At 39.9% G+C, this 18,422-nt stretch carries 23 protein-coding genes; 14 read left to right on the top strand and 9 right to left on the bottom strand.

Annotation, left to right across the window (positions count from 1 at the left end; all coding sequences use genetic code 11):
- Positions 1–543: 543 nt before the first annotated feature.
- Positions 544–1,311, top strand: coding sequence for a TIM barrel protein (locus ACIFPW_RS04615; protein WP_430242380.1), 768 nt, complete (start codon positions 544–546; stop codon positions 1,309–1,311).
- A 65-nt stretch (positions 1,312–1,376) separates the two neighbouring features.
- Here ACIFPW_RS04615 and ACIFPW_RS04610 read toward each other — a convergent pair whose 3' ends face one another.
- The gene (locus ACIFPW_RS04610) at positions 1,377–2,060 is read right to left on the bottom strand and encodes a bacteriorhodopsin (protein WP_430242379.1); all 684 of its coding nucleotides are present in this window, start codon (positions 2,058–2,060) and stop codon (positions 1,377–1,379) included.
- Between the two features lie 191 nt (positions 2,061–2,251).
- On the opposite strand from ACIFPW_RS04610, the gene ACIFPW_RS04605 reads away from it, so the two are divergent.
- On the top strand, positions 2,252–2,878 hold the full coding sequence (locus tag ACIFPW_RS04605; protein WP_430242377.1) for a 3'-5' exonuclease: 627 nt from the start codon (positions 2,252–2,254) through the stop codon (positions 2,876–2,878).
- A gap of 47 nt (positions 2,879–2,925) precedes the next feature.
- Here ACIFPW_RS04605 and ACIFPW_RS04600 read toward each other — a convergent pair whose 3' ends face one another.
- The gene (locus ACIFPW_RS04600) at positions 2,926–3,555 is read right to left on the bottom strand and encodes a redox-sensing transcriptional repressor Rex (RefSeq protein WP_430242375.1); all 630 of its coding nucleotides are present in this window, start codon (positions 3,553–3,555) and stop codon (positions 2,926–2,928) included.
- Positions 3,556–3,723: 168 nt separating this feature from the next.
- Positions 3,724–4,386: a peroxiredoxin gene (locus ACIFPW_RS04595; RefSeq protein ID WP_430242373.1), complete on the bottom strand. Its 663-nt coding sequence runs from the start codon at positions 4,384–4,386 to the stop codon at positions 3,724–3,726.
- Between the two features lie 167 nt (positions 4,387–4,553).
- On the opposite strand from ACIFPW_RS04595, the gene ACIFPW_RS04590 reads away from it, so the two are divergent.
- From ACIFPW_RS04590 to ACIFPW_RS04580, 3 genes are all read left to right on the top strand, one after another.
- Complete coding sequence (locus tag ACIFPW_RS04590) at positions 4,554–5,405, top strand: MBL fold metallo-hydrolase (RefSeq protein WP_430242371.1); 852 nt, start codon at positions 4,554–4,556, stop codon at positions 5,403–5,405.
- Between the two features lie 68 nt (positions 5,406–5,473).
- The gene (locus ACIFPW_RS04585) at positions 5,474–5,728 is read left to right on the top strand and encodes a hypothetical protein (RefSeq protein ID WP_430242369.1); all 255 of its coding nucleotides are present in this window, start codon (positions 5,474–5,476) and stop codon (positions 5,726–5,728) included.
- A 182-nt stretch (positions 5,729–5,910) separates the two neighbouring features.
- Positions 5,911–6,159, top strand: coding sequence for a hypothetical protein (locus tag ACIFPW_RS04580; protein WP_430242368.1), 249 nt, complete (start codon positions 5,911–5,913; stop codon positions 6,157–6,159).
- A gap of 43 nt (positions 6,160–6,202) precedes the next feature.
- Here ACIFPW_RS04580 and thiM read toward each other — a convergent pair whose 3' ends face one another.
- From thiM to ACIFPW_RS04560, 4 genes are all read right to left on the bottom strand, one after another.
- Positions 6,203–7,006, bottom strand: coding sequence for a hydroxyethylthiazole kinase (gene thiM, locus ACIFPW_RS04575; protein WP_430242366.1), 804 nt, complete (start codon positions 7,004–7,006; stop codon positions 6,203–6,205).
- Between the two features lie 106 nt (positions 7,007–7,112).
- Positions 7,113–7,355, bottom strand: a complete 243-nt coding sequence (locus ACIFPW_RS04570; RefSeq protein WP_430242364.1) for a hypothetical protein — start codon at positions 7,353–7,355, stop codon at positions 7,113–7,115.
- Positions 7,348–8,991 carry an ABC1 kinase family protein gene (locus ACIFPW_RS04565; RefSeq protein WP_430242363.1) on the bottom strand — a complete coding sequence of 548 codons (1,644 nt, stop codon included), beginning with the start codon at positions 8,989–8,991 and terminating at the stop codon, positions 7,348–7,350. Before ACIFPW_RS04565 ends, ACIFPW_RS04570 begins: the two co-directional genes overlap by 8 nt.
- A 214-nt stretch (positions 8,992–9,205) precedes the next feature.
- Positions 9,206–9,418 (bottom strand): hypothetical protein, encoded by a 213-nt coding sequence (locus ACIFPW_RS04560; protein WP_430242361.1) that lies wholly within the window; start codon positions 9,416–9,418, stop codon positions 9,206–9,208.
- Between the two features lie 266 nt (positions 9,419–9,684).
- On the opposite strand from ACIFPW_RS04560, the gene ACIFPW_RS04555 reads away from it, so the two are divergent.
- The 4 genes from ACIFPW_RS04555 (at position 9,685) to ACIFPW_RS04540 (ending at position 13,604) form a co-directional block, all read left to right on the top strand.
- Positions 9,685–10,572 carry a diacylglycerol/lipid kinase family protein gene (locus ACIFPW_RS04555; protein WP_430242359.1) on the top strand — a complete coding sequence of 296 codons (888 nt, stop codon included), beginning with the start codon at positions 9,685–9,687 and terminating at the stop codon, positions 10,570–10,572.
- A 138-nt stretch (positions 10,573–10,710) separates the two neighbouring features.
- A complete protein-coding gene (locus ACIFPW_RS04550) occupies positions 10,711–11,655 on the top strand; it encodes a nucleoside hydrolase (RefSeq protein ID WP_430242358.1) in 945 nt (314 codons plus the stop codon).
- A 226-nt stretch (positions 11,656–11,881) separates the two neighbouring features.
- Positions 11,882–12,490, top strand: coding sequence for a serine/threonine protein kinase (locus ACIFPW_RS04545; RefSeq protein ID WP_430242355.1), 609 nt, complete (start codon positions 11,882–11,884; stop codon positions 12,488–12,490).
- A complete protein-coding gene (locus ACIFPW_RS04540) occupies positions 12,477–13,604 on the top strand; it encodes an AI-2E family transporter (protein ID WP_430242353.1) in 1,128 nt (375 codons plus the stop codon). Before ACIFPW_RS04545 ends, ACIFPW_RS04540 begins: the two co-directional genes overlap by 14 nt.
- 43 nt (positions 13,605–13,647) lie before the next feature.
- Here ACIFPW_RS04540 and ACIFPW_RS04535 read toward each other — a convergent pair whose 3' ends face one another.
- Positions 13,648–14,442, bottom strand: coding sequence for a peptidoglycan-binding protein (locus ACIFPW_RS04535; protein ID WP_430242351.1), 795 nt, complete (start codon positions 14,440–14,442; stop codon positions 13,648–13,650).
- A gap of 252 nt (positions 14,443–14,694) precedes the next feature.
- On the opposite strand from ACIFPW_RS04535, the gene ACIFPW_RS04530 reads away from it, so the two are divergent.
- The 4 genes from ACIFPW_RS04530 (at position 14,695) to ACIFPW_RS04515 (ending at position 17,126) form a co-directional block, all read left to right on the top strand.
- Positions 14,695–14,958 carry a hypothetical protein gene (locus ACIFPW_RS04530; RefSeq protein WP_194221019.1) on the top strand — a complete coding sequence of 88 codons (264 nt, stop codon included), beginning with the start codon at positions 14,695–14,697 and terminating at the stop codon, positions 14,956–14,958.
- A gap of 111 nt (positions 14,959–15,069) precedes the next feature.
- A complete protein-coding gene (locus ACIFPW_RS04525; RefSeq protein ID WP_430242348.1) occupies positions 15,070–15,732 on the top strand; it encodes a type 1 glutamine amidotransferase domain-containing protein in 663 nt (220 codons plus the stop codon).
- 156 nt (positions 15,733–15,888) lie between these two features.
- Positions 15,889–16,167, top strand: coding sequence for a hypothetical protein (locus ACIFPW_RS04520; protein ID WP_226612359.1), 279 nt, complete (start codon positions 15,889–15,891; stop codon positions 16,165–16,167).
- Positions 16,168–16,256: 89 nt separating this feature from the next.
- The gene (locus ACIFPW_RS04515; RefSeq protein WP_430242345.1) at positions 16,257–17,126 is read left to right on the top strand and encodes an aldo/keto reductase; all 870 of its coding nucleotides are present in this window, start codon (positions 16,257–16,259) and stop codon (positions 17,124–17,126) included.
- Positions 17,127–17,160: 34 nt separating this feature from the next.
- Here ACIFPW_RS04515 and ACIFPW_RS04510 read toward each other — a convergent pair whose 3' ends face one another.
- Entirely contained in the window at positions 17,161–17,661 is a 501-nt protein-coding gene (locus ACIFPW_RS04510) for a cupin domain-containing protein (protein WP_430242342.1), read from the bottom strand.
- Between the two features lie 241 nt (positions 17,662–17,902).
- Here ACIFPW_RS04510 and ACIFPW_RS04505 point away from each other — a divergent pair, with 241 nt between their 5' ends.
- Positions 17,903–18,400: a PTS sugar transporter subunit IIA gene (locus ACIFPW_RS04505; RefSeq protein WP_430242339.1), complete on the top strand. Its 498-nt coding sequence runs from the start codon at positions 17,903–17,905 to the stop codon at positions 18,398–18,400.
- Positions 18,401–18,422: the final 22 nt, after the last annotated feature.

Raw genomic sequence — 18,422 nt, 5'->3', positions numbered from 1 at the left:
TTTTAATAGTAGCTGTTTCAGTAGCAGGAGCGTTAAGTAAAATTTCTGCGTTCATTGAAAAACATTTGTTAAGTAAACTCAGCACTTTCAACCGGTATGGGTTTCTTCTCGTCGTTACGCTACTGTTTGAGAGTGGAATAGTGGGGACCATATCTGTCATGAGCGGCTGGAATATCATCGATTCATGGTTCGTAGGAAGTATTTTGCTTATAGCTATTATTTGGCTACCCGCTTATTTTAGACCCTTTCAAGAAAACGCAAGTCGCACTGTTAGAAAGTTTCATAGTGGTTTTGAATCAGGTGCGGTTGCCATCCATAGGGGAGGATCACGTCATCCCTTTTTTTGTTGGAACACTTCTTTTTACGACGGTTGGACTCTTTGTTTCTTTCGGATATTATTTTCCATATTTCATTTAGCGAAACGAGCATTCTTTGAAAGCAGTTAAGTAGAGATGATTACCTTAATAAGTGTAGGAAACACCTATAAAAAAGGTGCTTAAGAAGTGAAATGGACCGTCATAACAACTAATAGGAGCTGAGTGATTGTTGAAATATTCTCTTTGTATCGGTGCTTATCCTGGTAAAGATGTGATTACTCATTTGGAGAAAGTGAAAGAACACGGCTTTCATGGACTCGAATATTATGATTGGACAGAGCTGGATCTAAAAGAAGTGGCTAAAGCACAACGTCGTATTGGGGTAGGAATTACAGCAACATGTACAAGGTCTTTCAATCTAGTTAATCCTGAAATGAGTGAGCTTTTTCTTAGTGGACTAACTGAAACAATTGAAGCATGCAAAAGGCTTGGAACAACTTCAATAATTACACAAACGGGGAACGTTATGATCGATGCGCCAATTAAGATGCAACAAGATGCCATGATTGATACTCTTAAGCGGAGTGCAGCGCTATGTGAAGAGTCTGGAATGGTGCTTGAAGTAGAACCTTTAAATGGCCTTGTTGATCACGAAGGGCACTTTCTTCAATATTCAGATCAGGCGGTCTCGATCATCGATCAAGTTGATAGTCCTCATGTAAAGCTTCTTTTCGACGTTTATCATCAGCAAATTACGGAAGGGAATGTGATTCGAAACGCGACGAACTATCGGAATCGTATCCATCACTATCATATCGCTGATAACCCTGGGCGAAATCAGCCAGGGACAGGTGAGTTAAATTATACGAACATCTTAAAAGCAATTAAAGAGACAGGGTTTGATGGTTTTGTTGGATTGGAATGCGGCTACACGATAGAAACGGATCGAGCTTTAGCGGAATTCAGAGAGACCATTTTAGAGCACGTTGAATAGTGGTTAGAAATCATAAAGAGCTACAAAAACCAGTGTTCCACTGGGAGTTGTAGCTCTTTATGGTATTATCCATTTAGTTTTCGTAATCCGTGAAGGTCGAGTAGACCAAATCCTACTTTCGAGAATATCGGAAGAACGATAAAGGCTAGAGTATCAATAATGCCTGCAGTTACGCCAACTCCTGATGATCCGAAAAACCATGCGGTAGGGTAAAGAACCCAAAAAGATGTTAAGTAAATCGCTACTCGCTTATAATGCTTTGCAAGTTGCTCGTTTGAACCATCCGCTATTTTCTTGAGCGGTCCCCATATAATGACTAATATGATGACGAGAGCAACTAGTCCCATTGTGTACCAAACATATTTTAGTGATTCAGATGAAAAATCTGCAATGAGACCAGTTAAAATCATGAATACATCAGCTGCAATCAAAGAAGCGATGAGTGTGCGATTGATTTTACTTTGGTAGAACATAGCAGTTAAGGCAAGTGATAGTAGTAAGAGAGGAGTCGAGACGACCCAATCTAAATAGCGTGCAAAATAAATTGTTTTTTCCGGTCTTTCTAATATTCCTTGCCCTAAAGCAATCGATAAATAAGCGACCCCAGACCATCCTGTGATTAGAATGGCAACAACATATTCATACAAGGGAACGCCTTTTGGGTTTCGACTTAGGAGATAAAAATAAATGGCGCTTGAGATCATGACGATAAAATAAAAAATGTGTAGCGAAATATCAATTGAATTCATGGTTTCACCTCTATATTCTTAACGTGATATCCATTATTGGCTTTGGGAAAGAATTTATTCATTATTAATAGAGTAATTATGGAATTTTGTTACTAAATACAAAGGCTAGTTATATTGAAACAATCAAATAGGTAGACGGATTAAGGAGAACATTTTAAGATGGAAGTATTGAGTGATAAAGGAGTTACGATATGAATTTCGTTGCACTAGATTTTGAAACGGCTAATTCGCAAAGAGGAAGCGTTTGTTCCATTGGTCTCGTAGAATACGAGAATGGGGAGCTTATTCGAGAGTACTATCGATTGGTGAGACCAAAACAAAATTATTTTGCAGGCATTAACATTAGCATTCATGGGATTACAGAAGAGGACGTAGCCGACGCGCCTGAGTTCGACGTTCTATGGAAAGAGGAAATTCGTGAGTTAGTAGAGGGGAAATTCCTTATCGCGCATAACGCTCAATTTGATATGAGCGTCTTACGCGCTGTTCTCGATCAATATAGCCTACCTTATCCGATACTTGCTTATAACTGTACGGTGAATTTATCGAAAAAAACGTGGGCATTACCCCGATATAAATTAAATGTTGTGTCTGATTACCTTGGGATCGATCTTGATCATCACCACGCGCTGGATGATGCACGTGCTTCGGCTCTGATTTTCTTGAAAGCGGCAGAGACATTAAATGCAAGCGATGTAAATGAACTTGTGGATAGAACAGGTACGGCAAACGGTGTGTTGTTCGATAATGGGTATGAACCAGCAAAGTTAAATAAAAAACGAGTGACAAAGAAAACCCCATCACCAAAAATTCGCTAACGAATTTGGTGATGGGTTTTTTTAACCTATTTTACTTCTGCAATCGTTTAGAAGAAGTGAATGAGGAAGGATAATGTATCAAGCTCTCTCGCCAAGTCAATTTGCTGTAGGTGAACGTTGGCGGGAAGTTGCAAGTAGGCCGAAGAAAAATTCATTATCCCAATAATTCCTGTCTCAGATAGTTTTTCAGAAATTAACTGTGCTGAAGCGGCAGGAATAGCGAGAATAGCAACGGTGACGGTGGGGGTTAAGCGGTCATACATTTCATCGATATGATAGACCGGAACACCAGCAATCGTTTTGCCTACTATTTTTGGGTTATTATCAAACGCCATTTTGATTTTAGGAGTCGACTTTCTTAAATGGTTATAGTGAAGAAGTGCTGTCCCAAGGCGACCGGCGCCAATTAGCGCAGCTTCAGGTTCAGTCTTCTCGTTCACGATCAGGTGAAGGTGGTTGACTAACTTTTTCACTTCATATCCAGCCCCTTTTCGTCCTGGGGCTTTTATCTTAGAAAAATCTCTCCTTACAAGGTCTGATTTATAATTAAGTGCATTTCCAATCTCTACAGATGAAATCGATTTTTGGCCCGATTTCTTAACGCTTTTTAAGTAAGAGAGGTAGAGTGGGAGCCGCTTAATGGTTGCATTTGGAAGCTTATTCTCTTCCTTTTTCATAACATTACCTCCGTCAAACTAATACGCTTTCCCTTCTATTATAATCGTAATCTAGGAAAGTGCAATTTGGAAAATAATCCAAAAGAACTAGAGGGGATAACGTACAATAAAAAAGTTAAGTTATTTCCCCAAAAAAAATCGGCCAATTAGGCCGATTTGATAGCAGCTTTATTCATTAAGTTCTTTTTTACATAAATACCAGTCGATGCATTCGAGATCATCGTCATTTTCACGTTGCTTCATTGCTTCCTGTGTCTTAGGAGGAGAAACGAGCACTTTATCTCCTGGTTCCCAGTTTGCAGGAGTTGGTGAACCGTGATTATCGGTTGTTTTCAAAGCTTTAACCAATCGCATGATTTCATTCATATTCCGTCCAGTAGTAAGAGGATAATAGATAACAGCTCGAACAACCTGCTTATCATCTACCACGAATACGGCTCGACTCGTTTCAGTTTGGCTTTCATCAGGCATAATCATGCCGTATCGTGTCGCTACGTTGCGATCAAGATCCGCTATCACGGGGAACTCAATTTCGGTGTCAAAGTTTTTCTCGATGTTACGCACCCATGCCAGATGAGAGGAAACGCTATCTACACTGAGTCCAATTAGCTCAACGTCAAGTTTACGCAACTCAGGATAAATTTCCTGAAAAGCGACAAACTCTGTTGTGCATACAGGTGTGAAATCTGCAGGATGGGAAAATAGGACAAACCATTTACCTTTATAATCGTCTAATGAAATCTGTCCGTGAGTTGTGTTTGCAGTAAAATCGGGGGCAGGTGAACCGATCCTTGGAAGCTGGTATGTGACTTCAGTTTGTTGTTCTGACATCTCAAAACATCCTCCTTCAATTTGAATCTATGAATGGTGTTCCCTTCTCATTTTGAAATAAACAGTCGATTTTGTGACAATTGTTAAAATTAGTCTTTTTCTTATAGAAAGGAAAAGATAGAATGAGAGAAGTAAATGATTCCAAATTATGAGAGGGGAGTAAGGAGATGCAAATCGAATTTCTCGGCACTGGTGGCGCTATGGCGATCCCGCGCCCACTCTGTCAATGTGACGTATGCAAGGAAGCAAGAGAAAAAGGACTTCCTTACAGTAGATCTGGTCCAAGCGTGTTTATTCATGGGCCCAATGTTTTAATTGATACACCTGAAGATAGTTATATGCAGTTAAATCGATCACGTATTTCAAACATTGATGGCGTTTTTTATTCCCATTGGCACCCCGACCATGTGATGGGGAGACGAGTACTCGAATCAGTGAATGCCGATTGGATCAATCATCCTGCAAAAGGAACAACGACGGACGTTTATCTTCCAGAACAAGTAGCCATCGATTTTCAGACAAGATTAGGTACAGCTGAGCATCTAACTTTCTTTGAAAGTCAGAAGTACATATCGCTTTATGAACTGAGTGATGGAGAAAAGGTGAGTCTTAATGGGATAACGATTACACCGTTTCGGCTTTCGGGGGACTATGTTTATGCCTTTTTGTTTGAGGGGGAGGGCAAACGTATTCTCATTGCGCCTGACGAGTTATTTGGTTGGGAGCCACCGGAGCTTGGAGAATTGGATCTTGCGGTGCTGCCTACAGGTGTATGCGAATTTCATCCGATTACTGGGGAGCGCCAAATAAACGCTGATCACCCTGTACTCAAAGAAGAAGCAACGTTTCGTCAGACGCTTGAAATCATTGAGAAGCTTCAAGTGAAGGAAGTCTTCCTAACACATATCGAAGAACCCGATCAATTAAGCTTTGATGATCTAAAACAAGTGGAGAACACCATTCTACAAAACAAGAAGATATCCTTTGCATTCGATACGTTAATCGTTGATCTCACGTAAACACCATAGATGTCCAGTTTAGAATGAAAGACAAAAGGGAAACAGTTTTCTAGAAATGAGGTGAGCGTATGGAAATGTCATTTGGCTTTATTGTAAATGTGGTTATCGCCATTTTCTTATTTATAGATGCTAAAAAACAAGATAAGAGTTCCTTCTTTTGGGCCATTATCGGTTTGATATTTGGACCAATCGTACTTGGGATTTATTTCATTCAAACAGGTAGAAAAGGAATCGGTTGGCTTATCGTTGTTCTTGCGGTGATCTGGTATATTATCGCCATCGTCTTTGGCATCCTGGCCGGAATTATTGGCCTCTTGTTTTAGTACGAACCTGAAGCATTTGCTTCAGGTTTTTACATGAATTGGGATATTCTTTGAAAGTAATAATAGAAAAACGAGTGAGATATGTCTTAAACAATAGAGCACTTTCGGTGGATGGGCGTCATGGTGTAGAGAAGAAAGTGTAGTACACATTCACCTATCAGTAAGTTCTCGAGGGGGAAGTAATGGATGAGGAAGCAAAAGTGATCGATTGGATCACTTCCGAAGTCGAAACAGAATCATGCACCATGCAGGATTATCCAGTGTATCATTGGGGTAAACGAGTCATCGATCGAAGCGGAGATTATCTCATTGTTTACTTCCATCCGTTGCTTGAAAAAAGTAGTCTATACATTCAAAGGCGTGGAGGATTGCTTTTTTATTGCTCATTGATAGGAGTATGTTTTTTGATGAAGAAGAGGTTGATTCCTTGAACGAAAAGGGGAGCGCGAATGTTGATTCGCGCTCCCCTTTTCGTTAGTTCGGCATGAGTTGAATGCTTTCTTCAATTTCTTTTGATGAGAGCAGAGAGAGTTGGTTAAGTAATTCAATTTGAAAATCTCCAGGCCTGTTTCCAACGAGATGAGCGGCTTTTTCACTAGCCACTCCATAGAAAGCAAGAACGCCATAGGCTGCGAGCATAGGGTCTGGTTCAACGGCTGCAAATGCCCCAAGCAGGGAGGAGAGAAGACATCCAGTGCCGGTTACTTTCGTTAAAATGGGATGACCATTTCCTAGTCTTATTGAAGTGTTGCCGTCTGAAATGGTATCAATTTCCCCAGTTACAATCACAACACAGCCAAACATCTTGGCAGCTTTTCTAGCAAGAGCTTCGCGATTTCCGTCCCCTTCGGTGGAATCAACGCCTTTAATTGACCATGTTTTTCCTGCAACATTAGCGATTTCTGCGGCATTTCCTCGCAAATATTGAACGTCGACTTCTTTTAAAATGCGGCGAGCAGTTGACGTTCGATAAGGAGTAGCACCGGCTCCAACTGGGTCGAGTATAACAGGGGTGTTCAATTCATTTGCTGCTTTTCCTGCGAGTAGCATCGCTTCAACGGTTTCCTTTGTAAGTGTACCAATATTTAAGACGACAGCTCCAGCAATTCTCGCCATATCTGCCGCTTCCTCTCGTGCATACGCCATTACAGGGCTAGCTCCTGCGGCAAGTAAACCATTTGCAGTAAAGTTCGTAACAACTGTATTCGTTATATTGTGAACGAGAGGAGAAGTCTCTCTTACTTTTGTAATTAGTTCTGCTGCGTGTTGCTTATCCATGGCGCACACCCTTTCTTGTGAATCAATGATAAGTGGTTTCATTTCCTCATTGTACCAATAAGAGGAAGAAGTGAAAATAAAAAAGAGGGGAATGCTCCCTCATCTTCTATGGTTTTGAATACCGATTCCAGAAGCGCAGAATCCGTGAAAATGGAAAAGGCAATCGATAGCCTGCTCTTTCAAGTTGTTTAAGAAGGTTAATAAAAGCACCGCCAACGCGTCGTTTTTGCTTGAGCTCTTCTTCATTTCCTTTCACTGTAATACGATACCCATCTTGAAGACCTTCCACTTTTACTTCAGAGCGTCCGAACTTTTCACTTGTTTCCTTCATAACTTTTTCATCATTCATTTTTACTGCTCCTTTTTTTCCATAGTCGCTTCTCGAAGGTGCCTGCAAGAAGCATGACAAGTAAACTGATTTCTCCAGTAATTATAGTAGGGAAGAGTAACGATTGAATTTCAAAGGCTTCACTAATAAAGAATCCGATTAGACTGAGGCAAAAAAGGATAAATCCATAATGCTTATTCCACAACATGCTTTTTGCTTTAACTTCTCGTTGCTTCATCGATTCTTCCCATTTTCGATGTTGGTTGAACTCATCCGACAATCGGTCAAGAGGGTTTTCGAAGGAAGTGATTCTCGCATAAAGTTGTTTCAAAATTTTCTTAGGATCATAGCGCTTATCAGTTGATTCTTCCCGGTTGATCCATTCCTGCACAATCGGCTTTCCTTCTTCAATTAAATCAATCTCTGGGTCCAATGTGTACAGAATACCTACAATTGTTGATATCGCTCTTCCTAGAAAAGCGAATTCACTAGGGAGTTGAATGGGCTGTTTATTCACAAGGGTTTGCACTTCTGTCAGCACTTGATCTGCCGTATCTTCATCCATCATCGTTAAATCTTGTTCGACAAATAACGTGACAAGTGTCTGGATAGCTTTCTCAATCTGACGCTTGTCTGAATTAGGAAGAAGAAACCGAAGTTCTTCAAGGGCATCCGTGACATCACGATACTGACTTAGTACGATTCCAGTAATCAGCTTGCGAATCGATAGAGCATCTCTTGCTTCAATATGACCAACCATTCCAAAATCGATAAAAACAACTGTGCTATCTTCTTGGATTAGAATATTCCCTGAATGTGGGTCGGCATGAAATTGTCCCTCTTGAAGAAGCTGTTCAAGGTAGCCCTTCAAAAGTTTACGTGCGAGCTCTTGTCGGTTTATGTCCTTTTCTTCAATGTAAGAAAGATTCGTAATCCGCGCGCCTTCCATCCACTCCATGACAAGGACTTTTTTCGTTGACCATTCAGATACGTAATTCGGTACGCGATAACCTGGGCGGTCTTTGTAACGTTCCTGGAAGTGTAGTCCGTTTTTTAGTTCTTTTTTAAAATCGAGTTCATCTTCAATCACGCTTCGAACTTCATCATAAAGTCTACTAAGATCGAGCTGTTTTCCATAAGAAGTGAATGTATCCATCAACCAAAAGACAATTCGGAGCGCTTGAAAGTCAGCTCGTATGATTTTACGGATATTTGGACGACGGATTTTGATAGCAACATCTTCACCTGATTTTAACGTTGCTCTGTATACCTGACCAATAGAGGCAGAAGCAACTGGTCGTTCAGAAAGCTGCTCAATGACATCTTCGTAATCAGATGACCATTCTTCTTCAAGAGTCTTTTTTGCTTTCTCCCAAGAGAAAGAAGGGACGCGGTCAACAAGATCTTCAATTTCTTCAAGAAAAACTCTTGGAAGAATATCAGCTCTTGTAGAGAGGAACTGTCCGAGCTTCACAAGTAATCCTTCAAGACGAATCGCTTTTTCCTTATATTCTCTCGCTTGTTTCTTTAACAGCTTCTGCCAGCGTTCCTGGTCCCATGAATGCTTGCTTTTTCTTCTGAAATGCTCGAGTTGAATGAAGAACTTAATTGACATCCAAACGATCACAATGATCCGATACAGCGAATGATATTTCATATGCGACTCCTACTCCTGAATAAATGGCGTTTAGTGTTTAACATAGCCTATTTTCGTTCATTAGAAACAATTATTACAGCTAAAGAGCACATTGAAAATCCCTATCTCTACAAGAGACAGGGATGAGGATTATCTTTCCTATTACTTCAAAAGATGTTACCTATTAATAAACCTTTTTAAATAACTTTGTTAGCTCATTCGAGTGAAATCTTCATTATTTTCGTCTCTCACTGAGCCACTTTTGAATAAGAAAAGCTATGACGGCTGAAACCGCCATGATAATGATCGTCACAAGAAAAGAATTCTCTGCGCTCGTATAATTTCCAAAGCTTGTATAGGAGGGGGATTCGACTAACATTGTTAAAATGATCCCCGATAGAAGTTGTAGAAAAAAGAATAATAAAATAAAACTACTTGCAAAATACATATAATTCCTCACTTGAAAAGTTCCTTTCCGTGCTCCAAACAGCATATTTAATCAAGTTTCTCTTTACATGAGTTCGAATACCCCATTCTATTATAGGGGAGAGGAAATGTTTGTCATATGGTTTTATAAAAAATCATATATAACGACTAATCTGAGAAGGATTTCTATGTATCCACCAATTTGATAAAATCCTACTGTTTCAAGGCTTAGAAAGAAGGGAACGAACTAAATAGATTTATTATTTCTGTTTTAGGGAGGACGTTGCTGTGAAGCGAGCCATGTTGATTATTAATCCATCTTCAGGGAAAGAAAAAGCGATGAAATATGAAGATGAGGCTTTAGCCATTTTAGAACAAAACCATGTAGACGTGACGGTGAAGTATACCGAAAAAGAGGGAGATGCTGTTCGTTTTGCAAGAGCTGCTTGTGAGAATCACTTTAATACAGTTGTTGCAATGGGAGGAGATGGAACGATCAATGAGGCGGTGAACGGTTTAGCGCGTGAAACAGAACGCCCTGATTTTGGTTTCGTGCCCCTTGGAACAGTGAATGACTTTGCAAGAGCACTCAACATACCGATGCAACCTAAGAAAGCGCTAGAGGTTCTATCTGAGCAGCATACAAAACCGGTTGATATTGGACGTATAAATGATCAATACTTCATGAATGTACTTGCAGTTGGCGCCATTGCAGAAGCTGTATATGACGTTACGGCTGATCAAAAATCCAAATTTGGTCCACTCGCTTATTTAATTGAAGGTGGCAAAGCATTAAAGGATAAAACACCATTCGATTTGAATATTACATATGACGGTAAGCAATGGGATGGGAAAGCTTATTTAATGCTGATCGCGTTAACAAACTCAGTTGGAGGAATACAGTCATTCGCTCAGCATGCAGAGGTGAACGATGGCTACTTTCATGTCTTTATATTAAGAGAGTTTTCTCTACCAAAAGTGTTTAAAATCATACCAGATCTCTTCATTGGAAAGTTGCAAAATAATGCTCAAGTAGAGTATTTTCCAGCCTCGAAATTAAAAGTGGAATCGGGTCATGAACTTGTTGTAAATATCGATGGCGATGAAGGCATTCACCTTCCGTTCGAAGCAGAAGTGATGCATAACGAATTAAATATTTTTGTACCAAAAGAGTAGGGAAACCTACTCTTCTTTAGAGCTTATTAATATGAAAAAGCTTTTCCTCCTAATATTCACCTATCCAATTGCCTTGCTTCTTAATTTACAGCGATGTGAATATGTTAGTTATGATAAGTATGGGGATGAGGTGAAGGAATGGGGCAAAAGGTCTTGTTTTTTGGAGATGTAGGAATCGATGACACGGTCGCGCTTTTATTTGCTTATTTATCAGAAGGCGTGGATGTTATTGGTATTGTAGCTTGCTACGGAAACGTATCAAAAAAACAAACGACCCGTAACGTTCGCTACTTACTTGAAGAAGTTGGCCGAACGGATATCCCTGTAATGGGTGGGGCAGAAAAGCCTATGACTGGAGAGGTGCCGATTTATTATCCTAATGTACATGGACCGGAAGGATTAGGTCCTATTATGCCACCGCCAAATGAAGCTGCCCCTTTAGAGAATTTCTTTCAAGTGATTTCAATAATTGAAGAGTATGACGACCTTGTGATTGTAAATGTTGGGAGGATGACTTCTCTTGCGACGCTCTTCCTCTTGTATCCAGATACGATGAAAGGAATTAAATCATTTTATATAATGGGCGGTGCATTTAACGTACCAGGAAACGTGACGCCGAGTGCAGAAGCTAATTTTTATGCAGATCCAGTTGCGGCAAATATTGTGATGAAATATGCTGAGCATGTTTTTTTATTTCCACTAAATGTGACGGAACATGCGATTGTAACGCCGGGAATGGTTAATTATGTTCATGCAAAAGGGAAGGCGCCTCTTATTAAGCCACTTTTAGATTACTATTATGAGGAATTTTATAAGAAAATGGTTCCAGACATTGAAGGTAGTCCTGTTCACGATGCGCTTACGTTAATGGGGGTTGAAAAGAGGGACATTTGCACATTCTACCGCACTCGCGTAGCAGTAGAAATTACCGGAGAAGCCCGGGGCCTTAGTATTGGTGATTTTAGGAAATCCTTTGAACAAGATGAATTTGATGGAAGACCCATTCATTCAGTCGCAATATCAATGAACTATTTTGCTTTCTACCAATTATTTATGAGTACGATGACCGGAGAAACTTTCTAGAGATCTGAAACATTTCCTTGTGTTCTTTCGTAAATGGTGTAGGATAGTCTTAAAAATGAGATTTCTCTCAAACAAAGATTATACCTCTTGTGTACTTAAGCTATTATATAAACTTGGTTTCTATTGCGATCCAGGCGGTTCACCCTTATACCATGCCATCTGTTGCGAATAGGTGTAAAGATAGAGATCGCGTAACAAATGCGAGAAATGAAGAGGGTGTTGTCATTTGAATGACATTGGAAGAATGGTTCAGCAAATTGAGATATCTGGAACAGAGGTTCTTCAAAAACCAGAAGAGCTGAAGCTAATCGGTAGAGGTAGAAGTGCAGTCGTATTTAGAATACCTAATGAACAAAAGGTTCTTAAGGTTTTCTATCCTGACTGTGCTCATCTTGCTATGCAGGAAGCTTCGATTTATCAAGTACTTCAAGAAAATAACCACTTTCCTTTTTATTATGAGGGAGGAGAGGGGTATGTGGTTTTAGAATACTTGGCCGGCATTACATTCTACGAGTGCTTAAGACGAGGGATTATCATCACTGATGATATGCTACTGCAGGTGGATGTAGCGCTCCAGTATGCCCGTTCTAAAGGGTTGAATCCTTCCGATACACATCTCCAAAATGTGATGCTTCTCTCGAATGGAGAAGTACGCGTCATCGATGTTGTTCGCTTCCGTCAATCAAAGGAGTGTACGCACTGGGATGACTTAAAGACAGCCTATGATCGCTACTACCGACGTCGCTTCTTTCCAAAGAAATACCCCGTTTGGTTTATCGAGATGATCATTCGTCTCTACCGTAAAGGCTTCATCAAAATGAATGAAAGGAAGTGATGATCGATCATGCAGCAATCACGATTGTTTCGATTTTTTTATTTGGCTCCTCCTTATTTTTACAGTGATTTGGGTAGGGAGTAAAATCGAATTTATTTTTCGTCCACTTGTGATACTTGTAACAACTTTAGCATTCCCAATCATCGCTGCAGGGGTGTTTTATTATATTCTTAGACCTGTTATCGCCCTTTTAGAAAAGTGGAAAATTCCTAGACCGCTTGGTATTCTCCTTGTCTATCTTGCCCTTGCTGGTGGTGTGACTGGTTTAGTTCTAAGCATTGGTCCTGTTCTAGTTGATCAATTTAATAGTCTTGTCCAAGGTGCACCGACCCTTATCAATGATCTACAAAAGGCGACCAATGAATGGCAAAGCAACCCATACATAGCGAGAATTCTTCAAAGTGAAATGGTTGATATACAGGAGTTAACGGATCGTATATCTGGTTCTATCGGAGAAATTAGCTCCTCTTTCGGAGACTACATTTTCTCCATATTAAATGTTGTGACGAATGTATTAGTAGGAATTGTGCTTCTTCCTTTTATTCTGTTTTTTATGTTGAAAGACGGGAAGAAATTGATGCCTTCTTTACTTAGCGTTGTGCCTCGAGCTCATCGAAAAGAAGGGGCGAAAATACTAGAAGACATGGATGATGCGTTAAGTGGCTTTATTCAAGGCCAGCTGATTGTAAGTATCTTTATTGGAACCTTTGTTTACATTTGGTACGTTATTATTGATCTTGATTATGCCTTAATTCTAGCGCTCATTGCCCTGTTCCTTAATGTTGTACCGTTTATCGGTCCTATCATTGGGACGGCACCTGGGGTTATTGTAGGATTAATTCAATCACCGCTTACTGCTTTATGGGTTGTTCTTGTTGTGATCGTAATTCAACAAATAGAAAGTAACCTTGTTTCACCTCTTGTGATGGGAAGAAAACTTGATATCCATCCACTAACGATTATTTTATTACTATTGGTTGCCAGCAGTCTCGCTGGATTCCTAGGACTCATTCTTGCGATTCCAACTTATGCGGTGTTAAAAGTAATCTTTACACATACGTATCGATTAATTAAACTGCAGCAGCGTGGAAAGCATGCAACGAATAAATCATAAAAAAAGAACAGGTACTCCAAATATGGAATGCCTGTTCTTTTTCTTATTCAATGACGCGTATTTTAACATCTTTTCGTCCCCAATTGAGGGCGGCTTGCTGACTTGGAATAAACACATCAATACGATTGTGATTAATATCGCCACCAATGTCTGCAGCAATGGCAGTGCCATATCCTTCAACTTCCACAATGGAGCCAAGTGGAATCATATCCGGATCAACGGCGATCACTTTGGCGTCCGGGTATTTGTCTAAATTGATTCCCATCTTAGTAACACCAGAACATCCGGTGCAATCGGCTGTATATGCGGTGCTTTCTGCCGTGAATTCTTTCCCTGCAGCTGAACCTGGTGCAGCCATTTGATCTAACGCTCTACGTGTGGATGGCCCTGCAATCCCATCAGCTGAAAGGCCGTTGTCTCGTTGGAATTCCTCTACAATTGTAGCTGTACCTGAACCATATATCCCATCTGCATCGCTCTCATATCCCGCTTGATTAAGCTGGCTTTGTATATGTATGACTTGTTTTCCAATGTCTCCACGTCTTAGGACTTGAAGGGCCTGTTTTGTTTCTGGTCCTGCAATCCCATCTACTTGGAGATTGCGATTCATCTGAAAATTCTTCACGGCTTTTTCAGTGATCTCTCCGTAATAGCCTGTTGCAGTGTGGTAGGGGAATAGCCCTTTCGTCATAAGATAGTCTTGCAGTTCCTTAACTTCTCCCCCTGAGTCGCCTTGTTGGTTGACAGAATCAAATGCTGCAGAAGCAAATGAAGGCGTGGCTACAAAAATGATGCTAGAAATAAGTAGCGCTGCTACGAGTTTCATTTTGTGTTTCATCTTTATTCCTCCTTGAATGATTGTCCTCTACAAGAGACAGCATTCGGAGGAAAAGGAGTCTATTCGACGATTTTGATCAAATACCCGACGATATGATTAGAAAAAGACCAAATTATGGAGCAGAAAGAGTGAAGAAAAGAAGGATGCTGTTTGAAAAGCCCTCGTCAAATTGATCGTTGACTCTTCATCAATAGAGATGGAAAATAGAATAGTTAGTGAAATCGGTTCTTTCAGAAAGGAGATACATTTCTAGTGAAAGCTCTTGAAAGAAAATGGATTCATCTTATCAATATTATTCTTGGAGTCATTATTGTTCCATACTCTATTTTAGAACTCCTCGGTGTTTTAAAGTTAGCTGAAAATAATAACTATCTGTTCGTTCCAATCGGATTATTTGTTCTTTGGATCGTTCTTTATATCCTCCAAATTAAGAAGAAAAACACTCTTCTTGTTATGAGTGCCATCTTTCTCAATGTGTTCTATTTGTTTTTCATTATCCCTCAATTGTTATATTAGAAAATTTTCTGGATTCTTCAAACCCATGAATACTTTTCTGAACATCGGGTATTGTACTAAAGTGGTCATAAAGACTAACAAGTACTTAGAAGATAAAGGAGAGGAATTCAATTGACTAAAGTATTAATGGTCGTAACAAATCATACAGAAATCGATTCAGATCACAAAACAGGACTATGGCTTGAGGAGTTCGCTGTCCCTTATAACATCTTCAAGGAAAAAGGGTATGACATCAAAGTCACTTCCATTCAAGGTGGCGAAGTAGAGCTTGATCCAAATAGTATCCCAGAAGAAGATCCGAAAGAATGGGAAGACGCTCAAAACCAACTGAAAAATACAACTAAAGTAACAAAAGAAGATGCAAACAACTTTGACGTTGTCTTTCTACCTGGCGGTCACGGAACGATGTTCGACTTCCCTGATAGCGAAGTTCTTCAACATATCCTTCAGGAACAAGCTGAAGCAGATAACATTATCGGATCCGTTTGCCACGGTCCAGCAGGACTTGTGAACGTAACTTATAAAGACGGTACACCTCTTGTAAAAGGGAAAAAAGTAAGTGCCTTTACTGATTCTGAAGAGCGAGAAATGGGGCTTGTTGAACAAATGCCATTCTTACTTGAAACCAAATTACGTGAAAAAGGTGCTAACTTTGAGCTAGGCGAGAACTGGTCAGTTTATTCCGTTCGTGACGGTAATTTAATTACAGGACAAAATCCACAATCAAGTGAAAGTGCTGCAAATAAAATTATTGAAGCGATTGAAGGCAAATAAAGATAAGATATAATGATTGAGCTTAATGCTTATCATGAACTGATACGAAAGAACGGGGCGGACCAGTAAAGGTCTGCTCTTTTTCTTTATTACCCTTTCTCTTAAAGAGGAACTGAGTGATAATATGTAGAATGATAGAAGAATAGGATGATGAACTTGAAATTTATTTTATCTCACCCATTTATCAAGGTAATTCGAAAAATGGAACGTACGGAACAGAAAACGCTAGAGCAGGAGCACGATTTAGAACTATATGAAGATCGGATAGTTGTTGGACATAAACATTTTGCGATCAAAGATGTCTTTGATATGTCCTATCGATTTCAATCGACGCTTTATGGTTTTTTATATCTTCATACAAATAGTGGTGTTGAATCATTTATTATCAAAAAGGATCCCACAGTTTTTATTAATGAATACCGCAAGCTTGTGTAAGGAATAGCATAGCGTCTTAAGAAATAGTTTAGAGAAGGAAGTCAGATTTATTTAGAGAGTAAGGTGATTGAAGAAGGAGGCGAAATAAGATGGGGATTGAGAAAACGGCTGTTCTATCAAACGGTGTTAAAATGCCTTATCTTGGTTTTGGTGCTTTTAAACTAAAAGGGGAAGATGCCTACAGCGCTGTTAAAGTTGCCATTGAAACCGGGTACCGCGGCATTGATACAGCTTCCTATTATGAGAATGAAGAAGCGGTGGGTCGCGCGATTAAGGACTCCGGAATTCCACGCGATGAACTATTTATTACTTCTAAAGTTTGGAACGATGAGCAGGGTTATAATGCAACGCTTGCTGCTTTTGAAAGATCGCTGGAACGATTGGGCACTGATTATCTTGATTTGTATTTAATTCACTGGCCAGTTCCTCACTTATTTCTTGAAACATGGCAAGCGCTAGAGAAGCTCTATCATGAAGGAAAGGTATGTGCTATTGGTGTTAGTAACTTTGAGACGCACCATCTAGAAGCCATTTCTCGGATCTCAACTGTCAAACCTGTTCTCAATCAAATTGAGTTACACCCTGAGTTAATACAGGGTGAACTAAGAGATTACTGTCGATCAAAAGGAATTCAGGTCCAGGCATGGTCACCGTTAAAACGAGGTCAGGTGTTAAAGAATCCGGTGATTCAAGCAGTTAGCGAACGGTATGGTAAAACACCTGCACAAATTGTTCTTAGATGGTGTCTTCAGCATCAGATTTTATTGAACGTGAAGTCCTCCCATAGCGAGCGGATTAAAGAGAATGCAGCTATTTTTGATTTTCATTTAACTGATGAAGAGATGGTTTCCATCGATTCTCTTCACTCTGACAGCCGTATTGCGCATCATCCTGATAACCTGGACTTTTACGAAAGAACGGTGCCAGGTTTTAAGAAATCTGAATATACTTCTTCCTAAAAAAGACGCCTATAAAGGCGTCTTTTGCTATGTTCTAGCGGCCCCAAACGTTAAGTAGTGGTTCATTAACACCAAAAATCGGATCTGTTGCAGGCAATGGAACGTTCTCAATGTTATCGATGGCTTCTTTTCGTTCATCGGCTTTTCCTGTTCTAAGATCGTGGGGCATACCGTTTGGATAAGCCTCTACTACGCGGAAACCACCCGAGGATGCTTCTTTTTTATGTCCCACACCAGCTGGAATGACTACGACATCTCCTACTGTCACTTCAACTGTCTTTCCGTTTTCTCCTCCAAATGTGATGGAAGCCGATCCTTCGATCACCCCAAGTACTTCGTGGCTGTTACTGTGATAATGATGGTAAGAAAACACGCCATTCTCCCACGCATTAGTCCAATTGTTTTCTTTGAAAATCTTCATGCAATTTCCGGGATGATCTAGCGCTCCTGGATAAAGAATAAGCGGATGGAACCGGTTGTTTGGAATGTTACCATCGTCTTCAAACGTTATCGTTTTTATTTGGTGCTTTTCCATATGATCACTCCTTATTCCTTTTGTATACGTTTTCGAGAAATTTGAAACATGTATCAGCGTTTAGGATATGACAATCAGGGAAATTATTTATCGAATCACATCTTCCCCCTTAGAAATGTGATTTAAAAGTTGAGTATTATAGTTGACTAACTTGTCTATACAAGATAAACTGCATGTGTAAGCTAAACTTGTATAGACAAGATAGGATATAAATGAAAGCGGTTGAAAGGGGAATGTTCTTATGTTGAAAAAACTATTTGGTAAAAAAGAAAAGCCTTCAGAAGAGGTTATTTTCGCTCCTTTAAACGGAGATGTTGTTGAACTTGAAAAAGTTCCAGATCCAACATTTTCACAAAAAATGATGGGAGACGGGGTTGCGATTGATCCAAAAGACGGAAAAGTCGTTTCACCAGTCAACGGGAAAGTAATCCAGTTTTTCCATACGAAACATGCGGTTGGAATTGAATCTGAATCAGGTCTTGAAATTTTAATCCACGTCGGTTTAGAAACAGTTAACATGGGTGGAGAAGGATTTGAAGGTCACGTAAAAGAAGGCGACAAGGTAAAAGTTGGCGATCCTCTCATCACAGTTGATCTTGATCTTGTTAAGGAGAAAGCAGCGAGTACGATCACTCCTGTGATTATTACAAATGCTGATGTTCTTGAAAATGTTGAGAAGAAATATACAGTCGGCGCATCAAATGAGACTGAAATTATGACAACCAAAGTAAAAGGATAAAGTTATGAAGTTCCTAAGAGAG

The organism is Pseudalkalibacillus sp. NRS-1564 (assembly GCF_050467905.1).
Lineage (GTDB): Bacteria > Bacillota > Bacilli > Bacillales > Guptibacillaceae > Guptibacillus > Guptibacillus hwajinpoensis_B.
The sequence above is the reverse complement of the archived record's forward strand: the minus strand, read 5'-3'. Positions and strand labels throughout refer to the sequence as shown.